Source organism: Rathayibacter caricis DSM 15933 (assembly GCF_003044275.1).
GTDB classification, from domain to species: Bacteria; Actinomycetota; Actinomycetes; order Actinomycetales; family Microbacteriaceae; genus Rathayibacter; species Rathayibacter caricis.
Genome location: NZ_PZPL01000001.1, coordinates 873,095 through 889,968 on the forward strand (window position 1 = coordinate 873,095; position 16,874 = coordinate 889,968).

Genomic DNA, 16,874 nt, shown 5'->3' on the forward strand with positions numbered 1-16,874 from the left:
AAAGGACGTCGCCATGACGGACACGATCGCGAACCTCCTCGAGGAGCACCGCCGCTTCCCCGCCCCCGAGGCCTTCGCCGCGCAGGCCAACGTGGGCGCCGACGAGTACGAGCGGGCGGCCGCCGATCCCGTCGCCTTCTGGGAGGAGGCGGCCCGGCGCCTCGACTGGGCCGAGCCGTGGACGACCGCGCACACCTGGGAGCCCGCGCTGCCGCAGGCCGACGGCACTCTCTCCGTGCCCCGTGCGACCTGGTTCGAGGGAGGGCGACTGAACGTCGCGGTGAACTGCGTCGACCGGCACGTCCACGCCGGGCGCGGCGACAAGGCCGCCCTGCACTTCGAGGGCGAGCGCGGCGACCGCCGCACGCTGACCTACTCCGATCTGCAGCGCGAGGTCTCGAAGGCCGCCAACGCTCTGACGGCCCTGGGCATCGGGAAGGGCGACCGCGTCGTCGTCTACCTGCCGGTGATCCCCGAGACCGTCGTGATCACGCTCGCGATCGCGCGCATCGGAGCGATCCACTCCCTCGTCTTCGGCGGCTTCTCCGCCGAGGCTGTCCGGTTCCGCGTGGAGGACACCGGAGCGAAGCTGCTCGTCACCACCGACGGCCAGTTCCGGCGAGGGAAGGCCGTCGCGGTCAAGGCGAACGCCGATCACGCGGTCGCGGGCGTCGAGTCGATCGAGCACGTGCTGGTCGTCCGCCGCACCGGCGACGAGACCCCCGACCTGCCCTGGACCCCCGGCCGCGACGTCTGGTGGCACGACGTCGTCGACACGGCGAGCGACGTGCACGAGGCCGAGGCCTTCGACTCCGAGACCCCGCTGTTCATCATCTACACCTCGGGCACCACCGGGAAGCCCAAGGGGCTCGTGCACACCAGCGGCGGCTACCTGACGCAGGCGTCCTGGACGCACTGGGCCCTCTTCGACGCGAAGCCCGACGACGTGCACTGGTGCACCGCCGACCTGGCATGGGTGACCGCGCACACCTACGAGATCTACGGACCGCTCTCGAACGGGCTCACCCAGGTGATCTACGAGGGCACGCCGAACACCCCGCACACCGCCCGGCACTTCGAGATCATCGAGCGCTACGGAGTGACGGTCTACTACACGGCTCCCACGCTGATCCGCACGCTGATGACCTGGTTCCCCGACGGAGTGCCCGCGCAGTACGACCTGTCGAGCCTTCGGCTGCTCGGCACGGTCGGCGAGTCGATCAACCCCGAGGCGTGGGTGTGGTTCCACGAGCGGATCGGCGGCGGACGCTGCCCGATCGTCGACACGTGGTGGCAGTCCGAGACCGGTGCGGCCGTGATGTGCCCGCTGCCGGGCGTCTCGACGCTCAAGCCCGGATCCTCGCTCGGCGCGCTGCCGGGTCTCACGACGCTCGTCGTCGACGACGCGGGGCAGCGGGTGCCGAACGGCTCGGGCGGCTACCTCGTCGTCGACCGCACCGGGCCGGCCCTCGCGCGCACGGTCTGGGGGAACCCGGAGCGGTACCGCGACTCCTACTGGGCGCGCTTCGCCGAGCAGGGCTACTTCTTCTCGGGCGACGGCGCGAAGTACGACGCGGACGGCGACATCTGGGTGCTGGGGCGCGTCGACGACGTCATCAACGTGTCGGGCCACCGGCTGTCGACGATCGAGATCGAGTCGGCGCTCGTCGCGCATCCGGCCGTCGGCGAGGCGGGCGTGGTCGGAGTCGAGGACGCGACGACCGGGCAGGCCATCGCGGCCTTCGTGATCCCCTCGGACGAGGCGGTCGACCGTGCGCAGGACGACCCCGCGTACTGGAACGAGCTGGCCGCGACGCTGTCGGGCGTGCTGCGCGACCACGTCGCAACGGCGATCGGGCCCATCGCGAAACCGCGCGACGTGGTGGTCGTGCCGGACCTGCCGAAGACCCGCTCGGGCAAGATCATGCGGCGACTGCTCGGCGACATCCGCGACGGGCGGGCGCTGGGCGATGTGACGAGCCTGCAGGACGACACGGTGCCGGAGCGGATCGCGCGGATCGTCGCGGCGCGGGGCTGAGGGGGGAGCGGCTCCCTCCCTTCTGCTGATCGAGTGGTCCGCGCAGCGGACGTACCGAGATCCCCGCCCGCTGGAGCAGGCGGGTCTCGATACGCCGCCTCCGGCGGCTACTCGACCAGCAAGGGTGCGCTCCCGGTCGGCGCGCACTCCCTGCTGATCGAGTGATCGACCAGCGAGCAGGGGGGCGAACGCTCACGGTCGGCTCCGAACTCCGGACGGGCGGCGGCATCGGGAGTAGCGTGAAGCCGTGCGTGACCTCCAGCAGCGAATCATCTCCGAGCTCCACGTCTCCCCCACCGTCGATCCGGCCGCCGAGGTCGAACGACGTGCCGGCTTCCTCGCCGACTACCTCCGCCACACGGGCGCCAAGGGCCTCGTGCTCGGCATCAGCGGCGGCCAGGACTCGAGCCTGGCCGGCCGGCTCTGCCAGCTCGCGGTCGAGCAGGTGCGCGCGGGCGGAGGCGACGCCTCCTTCATCGCGGTGCGCCTGCCGTACCGCGTCCAGGCCGACGAGGAGGACGCGCAGCTCGCGCTGTCGTTCATCCGACCGGACCGGCAGGTGACCTTCGACATCCACCAGGGCGTCGACGGCATCGCCGCGGCGTTCGGCGACGCGGTCGGCGAGCCGATCTCGGACTTCGTGAAGGGCAACGTCAAGGCACGTGCCCGGATGGTCGCCCAGTACGCGATCGCCGGCCAGGCGGGCATGCTCGTCGTCGGCACCGACCACGCGGCCGAGGCGGTCACCGGATTCTTCACGAAGTTCGGCGACGGCGGAGCCGACGTCCTGCCGCTCACCGGACTCACCAAGCGCCAGGGCCGCTCCCTCCTCGAGCACCTCGACGCCCCCGCGCGCCTGTACGAGAAGGCGCCGACGGCCGACCTCCTCGACGAGAACCCCGGGCAGACCGACGAGTCGAACCTCGGACTCGTCTACGCCGACCTGGACGAGTACCTCGAGGGCGGGGACGTCGACCCCGCCGTCGCCGAGGCGATCGAGGCGCGGTACGCCGCCACCGAGCACAAGCGGCAGGTGCCGCTCTCGATGTTCGACGACTGGTGGCGCGCCTCCGGCACCTACACACCCGGCAACGGCTGACACCCGAGCCGCCCCCGACAGATCGGGGGCGGCTCGCCCGTTCAGGCCGCGGTGACCCGATCGAGCCAGGCGCCGCTGACCTTCGCGCTCTCGGCCGGCGGCATGCTCGCCCGGTCGACCTCGACGATGATCCAGCCGCCGAAGTCCTCGGGCAGCGCGGCGAGCACCCCGTCGAGGTCGATGCCGCCGAGTCCCGGCTCGAGGAACAGCCCGGCGTCGGTCGCGCGGTCGTAGGCGGTCGGCACCGCCCGGCTCGACTCCGCGATCCCCAGGTCCAGGTCCTTCACGTGCAGATCGACCAGGCGGTCGGAGTAGCGCTGCACGGTCGCGACCGGGTCGATGCCCGCCCAGACGAGGTGGCCGATGTCGAAGGAGGCGCCGAGCAGATCGGCGTCGATCGCGCCGAGGACGCGGTCGATCTCGTACTCGGTCTCGACCCACGTGCCGACGTGGTTGTGCAGGCCCGCGCGCACGCCCTCCGCGCGCAGCACCTCCGCCGCCTCGCCCAGGATCTCGATGACGCGATCCAGACGGCCCTCGTCGAAGACGGCTCCCACGGCCACCGCCTCGCGGGTGCGGACGACGCCGGGCTCGAAGCTGACCTCGGGCGCGAGGAAGACGGTGTCGAGTCCGACGTAGTTGGACTCCTCGGCCTTGCGTCGCACCCCGTCGAACCAGTGGATCCACTCGGCCGAGCCGCGGGCGAACGCCCGGCCGGTGTCCTTCGGCAGGGCGACGGAGGCGTAGCCGGGGGCGAGCGCGAGGCCCGAGTCCTCGATCATCCGGGCGTAGTCCTGCAGGGTCTGCGTCGAGAGGACCTCGAGCATGGTCGCCTCGAAGCCCGCCTCGCGGATCTCGCGGAGGACGTCGGGGTACTCGGAGCGGAAGTGCGGATCGGCGAAGCGCCAGAGCGATTCGCTCGACGGGTCGGACGGATCCGCCTTCACGTTGATCCACTGGATGGCGTTGAGCGCGAACTGGGAGCGGCGGAGCACGGCGGTCCTCTTTCCTGGTCGGGGTGGTGCGGTCTCGCGACGAGCGCGAGGCGGGGTCAGTCGGCGGCGCGGGCGTTGTAGACGAGGACGGAGCCCTCGTCGACGTGGGCGCGGTAGGCGTGGAACACGGCGAGGGCCTCGTCGCGGAGCACTCCGTCGACGACCTCGATGCCGCGCGCCTCGAAGGCGGCGGCCCAGTCCTCGCGCATGGGGCCCTCGTCGAAGGTGGTGATCTCCTCGAGCTCCGGGCCCGACCCGGCGACCACGAGACGGCGCACGCCCGACCACAGCGTCGCTCCGTAGCACTGCACGCACGGGCGCCAGTTGACGACCAGCTCGTGCGCCGGCTGCCCCTCGCCGCCGAGGTCCCAGCCGCCGATCGCGGTCTGCGCGAGGCCGAGGGCGGTGACCTCGGCGTGCCCGGAGGAGACTCCGCTCGCGAGGACGACGTTCACGCCGACCGAGACGAGGCGGCCGGAGTCGCGCTCGACGACGATCGCGGCGAACGGGCCGCCGTTGCCCTCGCGGAAGTTGCGGTCGGCGAGGGCGTGCACGAGCGCCATGCGGTCCTCGCGCTCGGGGAGCACGTCGGGGACGTCGCGGACGGCGTCCTCGATCCATGCGGGCAGGGCGATCTCGTAGCGGGTGGCGAGCTGGTCGATCTTCACGGGTCCTCCTGGGGACGGGGGTGGGTAGGGGGGTCAGACGCGGGCGGCCGCGAGCTCGGCGAGCACCGCGCGCGTGGCGCGGACGGCGGTGACCGTCCCCGTCAGCGTCGCATTGCAGACCACGGGAGTGGGGATCACGCCGTTCCCGGCGAGGTAGAGGCCCTCGACGCCCCGGACGCGGCCGGACTCGTCGCAGACGCTGGTGCCGTCGTCGACGGATCCCGAACGGACGGTGCCGGTGAGGTGCAGCGAGGATCCCGGAGCGAGGACGGCGCACTCCGTCTCCGGATCGAACGACCCGAAGCGCTCGGCGATCTCGCGGATCCGCTCCCGGGCCGCGGCGATCAGCTCGCGGTCGCGATCGCTGTACTCGAACTCGACCCGGAGGCGGGGCAGGCCGGTCACGTCGGTCTCCTCCTCCGAGAACACGAGCCGGTTCTCGGGCCGCGACTCGACGGGCGTGTAGAACGACAGCCCGACGGAGTACGCGAACGGCCGGTGCTCCTCGTCGACGAAGACGGTGTTCATGATCTGGCCGTGGAACGGCTGCGCGTCGCCGTTCTGCGGCAGCCAGAGCGAGTCGGTCGCGAACTCCCCCTCGCGCAGGCGCGGCAGATCCTCCGGAGTCAGCCCGAAGCGCTCGAGGTCCATCACGACCCGGCCGGTGACGAAGGCGTGCTCGTTGAGGAACCGGCCGAGCGCAGCGGGCCGGATGCCGGAGGCGAACAGGAGCTGCGGAGTGCGGACCACGTCGGCGCAGACGATCACGGTGCGTGCGTCGATGTCGTCCTCGCGGCCGGTCGCCGTCTCGCGCACCCGCACTCCGATCACGCGGTCGCCGTCGCGGCGGATCGCGATCGCGAGGGTGCCCGCGCGCAGCTCGAACGCCTCGTCGCCGCCGTGCGCGATCGGTGGGAAGATCCGGCTCGGGCCGGTGCGGAGCAGGGTGCCGGTCGGATTCCCCGCGACGGCCATCGGCATCGGCTGCGGATGGCGTCCCTCAGCACTGACTGCGCCGAAGGCGTCCTCGAGCACGTCCAGGACCACGCGGCCGGGCACGGTCGGGCCGAGCGGCGACTCCTGCACGTCGAGCAGCTCCCGCGCACGGGCGAGGTCCTGCTCCCACTGCACCGGGTCCCCGCCGTCGAAGACCTCCTCGCCGGCCGGCCACGGCGTCGCCGCCGTCCAGTGCACGCCCATGCCGCCGACGTTCCACGACACGGCGGAGGCGGGCATCGCGGCGGCGTCCTCGCCCATCGCCGAGAGGTTGTACATGCCCGGCGCGACCGAGCGCAGCTCGTCCGTGATGTCCGGAGTGACGTCCGCGCCGGTGTACATGCCCTGCACCCCGGTCGCGACGCGCTGGTTGTAGCGGCTCCAGATCTCGGGCTCCTCGCTGTCGTGCAGGTGGAGTCCGGGCACGGAGCCGACGGCCGGGCCGCCGTCGATCATCAGGAGGCGGACGGAGGGGTCGGCGTCGCGCAGCCCCCGGGCGAGGGCGGCCCCCATGATGCCGCTGCCGACGATGAGGACGTCGACGGGGGTGGTGGTCTCGGGCATGGTGCTCCTGTCGTGCCGCGCCGGCGGGCGCGGATGAGGGGGAAGGGTTCTCAGACGGCGTGCGGCCGGTCGGCCACCGCGGCGAGGGTCGGACCGAAGAAGGCGAGGTCTAAGCGGTCGAGCACGGACTTCACGGCGCCGATCAGCGGTGCGTCGGCGCCCAGGGCGGTCGAACGGACGGTGACGTCGAGGGTGCGCAGCCGCCGCATCGCCTCGGAGACGCGCGGGAGGAGCAGGTCCTCCGCGTCCTCCAGCCCGCCGCCCAGGACGAACAGGTCGGGCGACACCGTCCAGGCGAGGGTCGACAGCAGCTCGGCGAGGTGCGCGGCGAAGGCGTCGAGCTCGCGCAGCGCATCGGGATCGCCCGCGCGCGCGGCGGCGACGGCCGCGAGTGCGTCCTCCCGCTCGTCGTGCCGGGGCGACGTCAGGCGGCCGAACGGCGTGTCCTCCATGCGGCTCGCCCCCATGGCGCCGGCCTCGACCACCTCGCCCGCCGCTCCGCGGAAGCCGCGGTGCACGGAGCCGTTGATCACCAGGCCGATGCCGGTGCGGTTGCCGAAGATGCACCAGGCCGAGGTGGCGGCGTCGGCCGAGACTCCGCGCCAGCGCTCGGCGAGCGCCGCCAGGTTCGCGTCGTTGTCGGCGAAGACCGGCACGCCGAGCCGGGCCGACACGGCGTCGGCCAGTCCGAAGCCGTTCCACCGCTCGGAGTTGACGAGCCGGCTGACGACGCCGGCCTCGTCGATCGCGCCACCGGCGGCGATGGCCCCGGCGCGGATCCGCTCGCGCGGCAGCCCCGACTCCGTCACGGCCGCTTCGACCGCGAGGGCGGCGTCCTCGACCGCGGTCACGGGGTCGTGGTAGTCGCGCAGGGCCAGCATCGCCCGGCCGAGGATCCGGCCGCGGATGTCGGAGACGACCGCCGAGGCGAAATCCGTGTCGATGCGGACCGCGGCGACCAGCGCCCGGTCGGCCCGGAAGCGGAACGTCCGCGGCGGACGCCCCACGTCGGAGCGCGCCGGATCGGGCGCGGTCTCGTCGACCCAGCCCTCGTCGCAGAGGCTCGAGAGGATCAGCTCGACGGTGCGGCGCGAGAGGGCGACCTCGCGCACGAGCATCGCCATCGTCACCGGCTCGTCGTGCTCGGCGAGCGCGCGCAGCACGACTCCGGAGTTGAGGCGGCGGAGGGTGCTCGGGTCGGCGCCGGCCCTCATGCGACGAGCTCCCCGGGGAGGAGCGGCACGGCTCCGCAGGCGGCCTCGACCACGATCTCCACGCCCGCGGCTCCCCTCACTTCATCCCCGTCGCGACGATACCCTGCACGAAGTAGCGCTGCAGGAGCAGGAAGAGCACCAGCACGGGCAGCATCACGACGACCGCCCCGGCCAGGACGAGTCCGTAGTCGGTGACGTTCTGCGCCGCCTGCCGCGTCGCGGCGAGGCCGACCGGGAGCGTGTAGGTCGAGGTGTCCTGCGCCACGAGCAGCGGCCAGATGAAGTTGTTCCACGCGGCCAGGAACGACATGATCACGACCGTCGCGAGCGCGGGGCCCGCCAGCGGCAGGAACACCTGCGCGAAGATCCGCAGCTCGCTCGCGCCGTCGATCCGCGCGGCCTCGAGGAGCTCCTCCGGGATGCTCTCGGCGAACTGCCGCACGATGAAGATCGAGATGGGCAGCACGAGCGAGGGCAGCGCGATGCCCGCGAGGGTGTTCACCAGCCCCAGGCGCACCGTGACGACGAACTGCGGCACGAAGACCGCCGAGAACGGCATCATCAGCGAGATCAGCACCGCGACCATCGCGAACCGCTTGCCCGCGAAGTCGAGCTTGGCGAGCGCGTAGCCGGCGGCGGCCGCGGCGACCACGTTGCCGGCCACCACGACTCCGGCGACGATCAGGCTGTTGGCGAGGTAGCCGGTGAAGCCCGCCTGCGCGAAGAGGCGGCCGAAGTTCTCGAGGGTCACCGCCGACGGGAGCCACGCGCCGGGGTTCGCGCTGATGTCGGCGGTCGTGCGGAGCGACCCCGAGAAGACCCAGACGAAGGGCAGCAGGGTGATCGCCGCGAGGACGGCGAGCACCGGGTAGAGCACGAGGTGCCGCCGGCGCTCGGCGATCGCGCGCGTGGTGGTCTCGCGGGCCGGCGGACGCGATGCGGCGGGCGGCGGGGCGACGGGCGGACGGGTGGCGGTGGTGGTCATGAGCGGGACCTCAGCAGACGGAACTGCAGCGCGCTGACGAGCGCGACGATGAGCAGGAGGAGGAAGGACGCGGCCGACGAGACTCCGATGTTCCCGAAGCCGAACTGGCGGTAGGTGTACAGCGCCATCGACTCGGTGGAGCCGACCGGGCCGCCGCCCGTGAGCAGGTACGGCTCGTCGAAGACCTGGAGGAAGAAGACCGACAGCAGCACCGAGATGAGCAGCGTCGTGGGCATCAGCAGCGGCACGGTGATCGAGATCAGGCGGCGCCACGGGGACGCCCCGTCGAGCGAGGCCGCCTCGTGCACGTCCTCGGGCACCGACTGGAGGCCCGCGAGGAACAGGAGCATCGCGGTGCCGAAGTTGCGCCAGACGCCCAGCAGGATCACGACAGGCATGGCGAGCTGCTCGTCGCCGAGCCAGTTCGGGCCGGCGAACCCGATCGCTCCGAGGACCTCGTTGACCGTGCCGTTCTGGTTGAACGCGTACTGCCAGATCAGCGCCACCGAGACGATGTTGGTGACGACGGGGGCGTAGAAGAGCGCCCGGAACACTCCGCGGAGCCGCCGGATACCGGAGTTGAGTGCCAGAGCGAGCACGAAGCCCACCATCATCGTCAGCGGCACCCCGATCACGACGAAGTAGAGGGTGTTGAGCACCGAGCGGAGGAACGCCGCGTCGCCCAGCAGGACCGCGTAGTTCTCGAGGCCGGTGAAGTCGACGCCGAACGGCTGCTGCAGATCGGCGCCGCGGATGTCGGTGAGGCTCATGCCGACGGAGGCGAGCACCGGGATCGCCGTGAACACCACGAAGATCACGGCGAACGGCGCGAGGAAGAGCCAGGCGATGCCGGAGTGGCGGCCGTGGTGGGAGCGGCGCTCGCGCACCGCTCCCACCGCGGACCGGCCGGCGAGGGCGGTCAGAGCCACGCGGTCACTCCGTGCCGATCGAGTCGGCCTGGCGCTGGACGGCCGCGAGCGCGTCCGCGGCCGACTCGCTGCCGCGCGCGACCTTCTCCATCTCCTGGCCGAGCAGGGTCGACACCTGGGTCCAGGTGGTGACGGCGGGCAGCGGCTGCACGTTCTGCAGCTGCTCGAAGAACGCGTCCAGCAGCGGCTGGTCGGCGATCACCGGGTCCTGCCAGGCGTCGACCACGGCGGGCATGCTGCCCGCGGCCTCGTACTGCGCGATCTGGGTGTCCTGCTCGGCCGTGGCGCGCACGACCTTCCAGGCCGAGGCGGCGTTGTCGGAGGAGGCGGTCACGCCCCAGCTGCCGCCGGCGAGCTGACCGGAGTCGTTGTCGGGACCGGCGGGGAGCACGGCGGTGCCGATGTGCGCGTCGGTCCAGCCCTCCTCCTCGGCCGTGGTGTCGAGGGTCGCGACGACCCAGGGGCCGCTGATCATCGATCCCGTCTTCCCCGACACGAGGTACGGCTGCGCGTCGAGGAACTGCGGGGTGTCGGGCGAGGAGATGCCGTCGGCGAAGACCGAGGTGTTGTACTCGGCCGCGGCGAGCATCTCGGGGGTGTCGAGCGTCCACTCCGAGCCGTCGTCGCTGAGGAGCTCGGCGCCGGCCTGGTGCGCGAAGGTGGCGAGGGTCTGCCCGTTGTAGGTGTCCCAGCCGACGTCGGCGCCGAATCCGCTCTCGGCGCCGCCGGCCTCGAGGCCCTCGAAGAACGGGATGGTCTCGTCCCAGGTCGTCGGAGCGCTCACGCCCCCGGCCTCGGCGAAGTCGGAGCGGTAGATGAGCACGCGGGTGTACGCATACCAGGGCACGGAGTAGGTCGTGCCGTCGCGCTCGCCCGCCTCCCACGAGCCCTGGAAGAAGCTGTCGGAGTCGACGAGGCCGTCGGGCACCGGTGCGAAGGCGTCGGACGCGAGGAACTGCGCCTGCGCCTCCGTGTAGAGGAACGCGATGTCGGGGGCGGTGCCCGCGGCGACGGCGGTCTGCAGCTTGGTGTTGTACTCGTCGGAGGGGACGAGCGTGATCTCGAGGTCGAGGTCGGGGTTCTCGGCCGTGTAGTCGGCGAGGACCGCGTCGAGCTGGGTGGCGTCGCCGTCGGGGGCCCAGAGGGTGACGGTGCCGGTGGCGGCGGAGTCGTCGACCGTGGTGGCGGCGGCGGCGGCGCCGGTGTCGGCCGAGCGGCCGCATCCGGTGAGGGCGAGTGCGGTGACGGCGACGACTCCGCCGAGCAGGGCGAGTCGGGAGGACGGGGCGGTGCGCTTCATGGAGGCTCCTGGGGTCCGGGCGCTTTTCGCTACTTTGTAGCGGAAGTCGGCGCAGGGCGAAGGTCGTGCGGAGGAGGGGCGGGCCGCCGGGTCCGGTTCGGTCCGGATTATGCGACCTTGTAGCAGAAGTGCGGGAAGAAAGACCCGGCCGAAGCCGGGTCGTGAACGAACCTAGGCCCCTGCTGTTTCGGGCGGATTACCCGCGCGGCACGCTCTCGTTACGGAGTGAGGGCGGCGGCGAGGGCCGCGGCCTGGGCGGCCCAGAAGCGCTTCGCGACTCCGGTGCGGCGGAACAGGGCGTCGAAGCCGTGGAACGCGCCCTGCACGATCTCGAGCTCGCAGGGCACGCCGGCCGCACGCAGGCGCTCGGCGTGGCGGACGTCCTCGTCGTGGAAGAGGTCGAGGGTGCCGACGCCGATCCAGGCGGGCGGGAGGCCCGTGAGGTCGTCGCGGCGGGCGGGTGCGGCGTAGGGCGAGACGTCCGCGCCGCCGGGCTCGGTGCCGAGGTAGGAGGTCCAGCCGAAGCGGTTGCTGCCGGGAGTCCAGACACGGACGCCCGGAGGAGTGGGGCCGGGGCGGGTCACGGTGCGGTCGTCGAGCATCGGGTAGACGAGCAGCTGGAACGCGGGCTGGGGCCCGCCGCGGTCGTGGGCGAGCAGGGTCGCGCCCGCGGCGAGGCCTCCGCCGGCGCTCGCTCCTCCGATCGCGATGCGGTGGGGATCGACCCCGCGCTCGTCGGCGTGCTCGACGAGCCAGTGGAAGGCGGCCAGCACGTCCTCGAGGGCGGCGGGAGCGGGATGCGCGGGCGAGAGGCGGTACTCGACCGAGAGGACGGTGATGCCGAGGGTGCGGGCGAAGGCGATGTTCGACGCCTCGTCCTGGAAACGGCTGCCGAGCACCATCCCTCCGCCGTGCACCCACAGGAGGGCAGGGGCGGTCCCGCGGAGGACGCGGGGGCGATAGCTGCGCGCCCGGATCGGCGGTGCGCCGTCGGAGCCCGGGATCTCGACGTCCTCGACGAGCAGGTCGGCCGGTGCCTCCCCGCCCACGGCCTCGCGCCGGGTGGCGAGTCGGAGCAGGCGCGGCCCGAGGGAGACGGGCGGGATCCAGCGGCCGAGCGCGAGATCCGGGTGGAAGAGGGACGCCGTCGCGGCGGTGCGGGCTGACGCGGTCATGCGCGGGAGGCTACTCCCCGCGCCTCGGCGGACGCCCCTCTCCCCCATTACGGGCGGACCAGCGTCTTGATCGCGCGGCGCTCGTCCATCGCGGCGTACGCCTCCGCGATCTCATCGAGCGGGAGCTCGAGGTCGAAGACCAGGCCGGGCTCGATCGCTCCGCTGAGCACGTCGGGGAGGAGCTCCTCCATGTAGCCGCGGACGGGCGCGACTCCGCCGTTCACGCCGACGTTCGACCCGAACATTTGGCGCACGGGCAGCTCCGGACCGCCGTTGGGCACGCCGACGTAGCCGACCATGCCGCCGGGGCGAGCCGAGTCGAGCGCCTGCTGCATCGACTCCTTGGTGCCGACGCACTCGAGGACGCAGTCGGCGCCGATGCCGCCGGTGAGCTCCTTCACACGGGCGACGCCCTCGTCTCCGCGCGTCTCGACGATGTGCGTGGCGCCGAAGCGGGTGGCGAGCGCCTGACGGGACTCGTGGCGCGACATCGCGATGATCGTCGTGGCGCCCAGGCGCTTCGCGGCGAGCACGGCGCACAGGCCGACCGCGCCGTCGCCGACGACCGCCACGGTCGAGCCCGCGGTGACGCCGGCCGAGACGGCGGCGTGGTGACCGGTGCCCATGACATCGGCGAGCGTCAGGAGGCTGGGGATGAGCTTCGGGTCGGGATCGGTGCCGACGCGGAAGAGGGTGCCGTCGGCCAGCGGCACGCGCACCTTCTCGCCCTGGGCGCCGTCGGCGAAGCCCTCGTCACCCACCTCGGCTCCCCACCAGCCGCCGGTGAGGCACGACGTCGAGACGCCGTTGGCGCAGTTCGCGCACGTGCCGTCGCAGACGTAGAACGGAGCGATCACGAAGTCGCCGACGGAGATGTCGCGCACGTCGTCGCCGACCGACTCGACGACTCCGACGAACTCGTGCCCGATGCGGTGCGCCTCCTTCGTCGGCGTGACACCGCGGTAGGGCCAGAGGTCGGAGCCGCACACGCAGGCCGCGGTGACGCGCACGATCGCGTCGCGCCCGGTCGAGAGGGTCGGCTCGGGGACCTCCTCGAGTCGGACGTCGCGCTCGCCGTGGATGAGTGTTGCTCGCATGAGGGATCTCCTGCTCGAGAGGGGGGTGGGGTCGTTTCCACGGTACGCCGGGGTGCGCGCGGGAGGCGGCGCGGGGCGGGGGCTTGCACGGGCGTGCGGAACGGGGCACGGAGTCGACGGGCGCGGAGGAGAGGCGCGGAGACCGCGGCCGCCCCGCTCGTCACGGCGGCGCCTCCGCCCAGCCGTCGCGCCCGACGATCACGTGCGCCAGGAACCCGAGGCCGCACGCCCGAGCCCCGTCGGCGAGCGCGCGGGTGGCGGCGCGGTCGGAGGGGAGCACGGTCGCGTCGCCGGAGTGACTGTGCGCGAGTGCGACGCCGGCGGCTCCGCGGGAGAGGACCTCGGCCAGGACCGCGGGCACGGGGAGATCGGCGTGGGAGGCGCCTCCGTCGGACAGGGCGAGGACGTCGCGCACCGCCCCGGAGGCGTCGAGCGCGACGGCGAGCACGGTCTCGTCGGGCCGGGCGCTCAACAGGGGGCCCACGAGAGCGGCGAGCTCGGCGGGAGTGGTGACGCGGGGCGCCCGGTGCGCGCGGTTCATCCGCCGGCGCAGCTCGAAGGACGCGACGATGCGGCACGCCGCGACCTCGCCGATGCCGCGCTGGCGGGCGAGGTCGACGACTCCGGCCCGCGCGACCGCGTCGATGCCGCCGAACCGGGCGAGCAGCTGCTGGGCGACGACGGTCGCGTTGGCGCCGCGGACGCCGTTGCCGATCAGGACGGCCAGGGTCTCGGCGTCGGTCAGCGCCGCCGGACCGTGCGCGCGCAGCCGCTCGCGCGGGCGCTGCTCGGGGGCGAGGTCGGCCATGCGCGGAGCCGGCGGAGGGAGGGACATGGCGGCGACGGTACCGGCGCGGCCGGGTGCCGCGAGGGCCGCTCCCCCGACGCTGTGGACGACTTCGCGGCCCCTCCCCTCTGTGGAGGAGCCTCCGCCCGCAGCCGCGCGCTCGAATCCGCGGAAGTCGTCGTACTCGAGCTCGAGTACGACGACTTCTGAGGAGTGGAGCCGCCCTACGCCGCCGTCGGCAGTCCGGCGCTGACCACGAGACCGTCGCCGTCGTCCGACACGTCGACCAGCACCACGTCGCCGTCGCGGATCGATCCGTCGAGCAGCGCGGTCGCCAGCTGGTCGTCGATCTCGTGCTGCATCAGGCGGCGCAGCGGCCGCGCGCCGTACAGAGGGTCGTAGCCTCGCTCGGCGAGCCATCCGCGGGCGCGGGGCGTCACGGCCAGATCGAGCCGTCGCTCCGTCAGGCGACGCGACAGCCGATCGACGTACAGCGACACGATCTCGCCCAGCTCGGTCTCGTCGAGCGTGCGGAAGATCACGATGTCGTCGAGGCGGTTCACGAACTCGGGCTTGAAGGCCTGGCGCACCATCTGCTGCACCGCCTCGTCCTTCTGCTCGTTCGAGAGCGTCGGGTCGACGAGGAACTGCGAGCCGAGGTTCGAGGTCAGGATCAGGATCGTGTTGCGGAAGTCGACCGTGCGGCCCTGACCGTCGGTCAGCCGGCCGTCGTCGAGCACCTGCAGCAGCACGTCGAACACCTCGGGGTGCGCCTTCTCGATCTCGTCGAGCAGCACCACCGAGTAGGGGCGCCGACGCACGGCCTCCGTCAGCTGGCCGCCCTGCTCGTAGCCGATGTAGCCGGGAGGGGCGCCGACCAGCCGCGAGACGGCGAACTTCTCGCCGTACTCGGACATGTCGATGCGCACCAGCGCCTTCTCGTCGTCGAACAGGTGGTCGGCGAGCGCCTTCGCCAGCTCGGTCTTGCCGACGCCGGTCGGGCCGAGGAACAGGAACGAGCCCGTCGGACGGTCGGGGTCCGAGATGCCGGCGCGCGTGCGGCGGACCGCGTCCGCGACGGCCGACACGGCCTGCTCCTGCCCGATCAGGCGCCGGTGCAGCTCGCGTTCGAGGTGGAGCAGCTTCTCGGTCTCGCCCTGCATCAGCCGGCCGACGGGGATGCCGGTCCACGCCGCGATCACGGCGGCGATGTCGTCGGCGGTGACCTGCTCGTTGACCATGCGGCCCTCGGCGGGCTCCTCCTCCTTCTCGGCGGCCGCGAGATCGCGCTCGATCACGGGGATGTCGCCGTAGAGGAGGCGCGACGCGCGCTCGAGGCGGCCCTCGCGCTGGGCGCGCTCGGCCTCGATCCGCAGGGCGTCGAGCTTGTTCTTCAGGTCGCCGACGCGGTTGAGGGAGGCGCGCTCGCGCTCCCAGCGCTGCTGCAGCTCGTCGAGCTGGGCGCCGCGTCGCGCGAGGTCCTCGCGCAGCTTCTCGAGGCGGGCCTTGGAGGCCTCGTCCTTCTCCTTCTTCAGCGCCAGCTCCTCGAGCTTCAGCCGGTCGACGGAGCGGCGGAGCTCGTCGATCTCGACGGGAGCGGAGTCGATCTCCATCCGCAGCCGCGACGCGGCCTCATCGATCAGGTCGATGGCCTTGTCGGGCAGCTGACGCGCGGTGATGTAGCGGTTCGACAGCGAGGCGGCGGCGACCAGGGCGGAGTCGGCGATCGCGACCTTGTGGTGCGCCTCGTAGCGCTCCTTCAGGCCGCGGAGGATCGCGACGGTGTCCTCGACCGACGGCTCGCCGACGAACACCTGCTGGAACCGGCGCTCGAGAGCGGCGTCCTTCTCGATGTACTCGCGGTACTCGTCGAGCGTGGTGGCGCCGATCATCCGCAGCTCGCCGCGGGCGAGCATGGGCTTGAGCATGTTGGCGGCCGCGACGGAGCCGTCGCCGCCCCCGGCGCCCATGAGCGTGTGCAGCTCGTCGATGAACGTGATGATGCGGCCCTCGGAGTCGTTGATCTCCTTCAGCACCGCCTTCAACCGCTCCTCGAACTCGCCGCGGTACTTCGCGCCGGCGATGAGGGCGGACAGGTCGAGGCTGACGAGCCGCTTGCCCTTGAGGCTGTCGGCGACGTCGCCCGCGACGATCCGCTGGGCGAGGCCCTCGACGACCGCCGTCTTGCCGACGCCGGGCTCGCCGATGAGCACGGGGTTGTTCTTGGTGCGCCGGGTCAGCACCTGGCTGACGCGGCGGATCTCGGCGTCGCGACCGATCACCGGATCGAGCTTGCCGCTCGCTGCGATCGCGGTGAGGTCGACGCCGTACTGCTCGAGAGCGGACTGCTGCTCGTCCTGCTGGGGCGTACGACCGGCCTGCATCTGTGGTGTCCTCCGTGAAGATCGAAAGTTGAGTTCTACTGACTCAACTTTACCGCGCTGCGGGGTATTCCCGAAGGTCTAAGGGGTTCACGCGGTCAGCCGGCCGTCGCCCGCGCCGCCGCGGAGCGAGGTGAGCGCGTCGCGCAGGATCCGCCGCAGCGCCGGCTCCCCCACTCCGGTGAGCGCCGCGATCTCGGGCTGCGTGTAGCGACCGGCGACCGCCAGGAGCAGCAGCTCCCGATCGGGGCACGGCAGGGCGAGGAGGCCGGTGCCCATCGGACGCCGGGCGACCGCCCTCGAGGTGCCGAGGGTCTCGCAGAGCACCTCGAGCAGCCAGAGCACCGGGGTCTCGGAGCGGGCGCCCTCGGGACAGCGGCGCCAGACCTCGGCGAACGCCTCGGTGCAGAGGCGGTCGCGGGTCGCGGCGTCGGAGTGGACGGCCGCGACGGACGCGGAGAAGAGGGTGCCGAAGCGATCGAAGAGCGCGGCGAACGCGGCACGGTCGCCGGTGGCGGCGGAGCGGAGCAGGCGCGCGGCAGCGATCCCGACCGAGTAGACCTCGCTCGCGACCTCGTCGTCGGTCCCTGCACTCACAGGCTCAGCGTGTCACCGCGGCGTCAACGGCGTGAGCAGTTGCGCCCGC

Annotated in this window: 14 protein-coding genes; 2 read left to right on the plus strand and 12 right to left on the minus strand. The window is 72.6% G+C overall.

What is annotated here, in order from left to right; genetic code table 11:
• Nucleotides 1-13 precede the first annotated feature (13 nt).
• Together acs and nadE are read left to right on the plus strand one after the other, a co-directional pair.
• Nucleotides 14-2,038 (plus strand): acetate--CoA ligase, encoded by a 2,025-nt coding sequence (gene acs, locus C1I63_RS04050; protein ID WP_107573867.1) that lies wholly within the window; start codon nt 14-16, stop codon nt 2,036-2,038.
• A gap of 247 nt (nt 2,039-2,285) precedes the next feature.
• A complete protein-coding gene (gene nadE / locus C1I63_RS04055; protein WP_107573868.1) occupies nt 2,286-3,137 on the plus strand; it encodes an ammonia-dependent NAD(+) synthetase in 852 nt (283 codons plus the stop codon).
• A gap of 41 nt (nt 3,138-3,178) precedes the next feature.
• Here the strand turns inward: nadE and C1I63_RS04060 are convergent, their stop codons facing one another.
• From C1I63_RS04060 to C1I63_RS04115, 12 genes are all read right to left on the minus strand, one after another.
• Nucleotides 3,179-4,132: a sugar phosphate isomerase/epimerase family protein gene (locus tag C1I63_RS04060; protein ID WP_107573869.1), complete on the minus strand. Its 954-nt coding sequence runs from the start codon at nt 4,130-4,132 to the stop codon at nt 3,179-3,181.
• A gap of 56 nt (nt 4,133-4,188) precedes the next feature.
• Nucleotides 4,189-4,800, minus strand: coding sequence for a nucleoside deaminase (locus tag C1I63_RS04065; protein WP_211315564.1), 612 nt, complete (start codon nt 4,798-4,800; stop codon nt 4,189-4,191).
• 33 nt (nt 4,801-4,833) lie between these two features.
• On the minus strand, nt 4,834-6,360 hold the full coding sequence (locus tag C1I63_RS04070; protein ID WP_107573870.1) for a GMC oxidoreductase: 1,527 nt from the start codon (nt 6,358-6,360) through the stop codon (nt 4,834-4,836).
• 50 nt (nt 6,361-6,410) lie between these two features.
• Nucleotides 6,411-7,574: an ROK family protein gene (locus C1I63_RS04075; RefSeq protein ID WP_107573871.1), complete on the minus strand. Its 1,164-nt coding sequence runs from the start codon at nt 7,572-7,574 to the stop codon at nt 6,411-6,413.
• 76 nt (nt 7,575-7,650) lie between these two features.
• Nucleotides 7,651-8,559, minus strand: a complete 909-nt coding sequence (locus C1I63_RS04080; protein ID WP_107573872.1) for a carbohydrate ABC transporter permease — start codon at nt 8,557-8,559, stop codon at nt 7,651-7,653.
• A complete protein-coding gene (locus tag C1I63_RS04085; protein WP_244906976.1) occupies nt 8,556-9,488 on the minus strand; it encodes a carbohydrate ABC transporter permease in 933 nt (310 codons plus the stop codon). The genes C1I63_RS04080 and C1I63_RS04085 overlap by 4 nt, the downstream gene beginning before the upstream one ends.
• 4 nt (nt 9,489-9,492) lie before the next feature.
• Complete coding sequence (locus C1I63_RS04090) at nt 9,493-10,788, minus strand: extracellular solute-binding protein (protein WP_107573873.1); 1,296 nt, start codon at nt 10,786-10,788, stop codon at nt 9,493-9,495.
• Nucleotides 10,789-11,006: 218 nt separating this feature from the next.
• A complete protein-coding gene (locus C1I63_RS04095; RefSeq protein ID WP_107573874.1) occupies nt 11,007-11,963 on the minus strand; it encodes an alpha/beta hydrolase in 957 nt (318 codons plus the stop codon).
• Nucleotides 11,964-12,010: 47 nt separating this feature from the next.
• Nucleotides 12,011-13,060, minus strand: coding sequence for a zinc-dependent alcohol dehydrogenase family protein (locus C1I63_RS04100; protein ID WP_107573875.1), 1,050 nt, complete (start codon nt 13,058-13,060; stop codon nt 12,011-12,013).
• Nucleotides 13,061-13,220: 160 nt separating this feature from the next.
• A complete protein-coding gene (locus tag C1I63_RS04105) occupies nt 13,221-13,895 on the minus strand; it encodes a JAB domain-containing protein (protein WP_107573876.1) in 675 nt (224 codons plus the stop codon).
• A 176-nt stretch (nt 13,896-14,071) separates the two neighbouring features.
• The gene (locus C1I63_RS04110) at nt 14,072-16,231 is read right to left on the minus strand and encodes an ATP-dependent Clp protease ATP-binding subunit (protein ID WP_107573877.1); all 2,160 of its coding nucleotides are present in this window, start codon (nt 16,229-16,231) and stop codon (nt 14,072-14,074) included.
• An 87-nt stretch (nt 16,232-16,318) separates the two neighbouring features.
• Complete coding sequence (locus C1I63_RS04115) at nt 16,319-16,825, minus strand: RNA polymerase sigma factor (RefSeq protein WP_107573878.1); 507 nt, start codon at nt 16,823-16,825, stop codon at nt 16,319-16,321.
• Between the last annotated feature and the right edge of the window lie 49 nt (nt 16,826-16,874).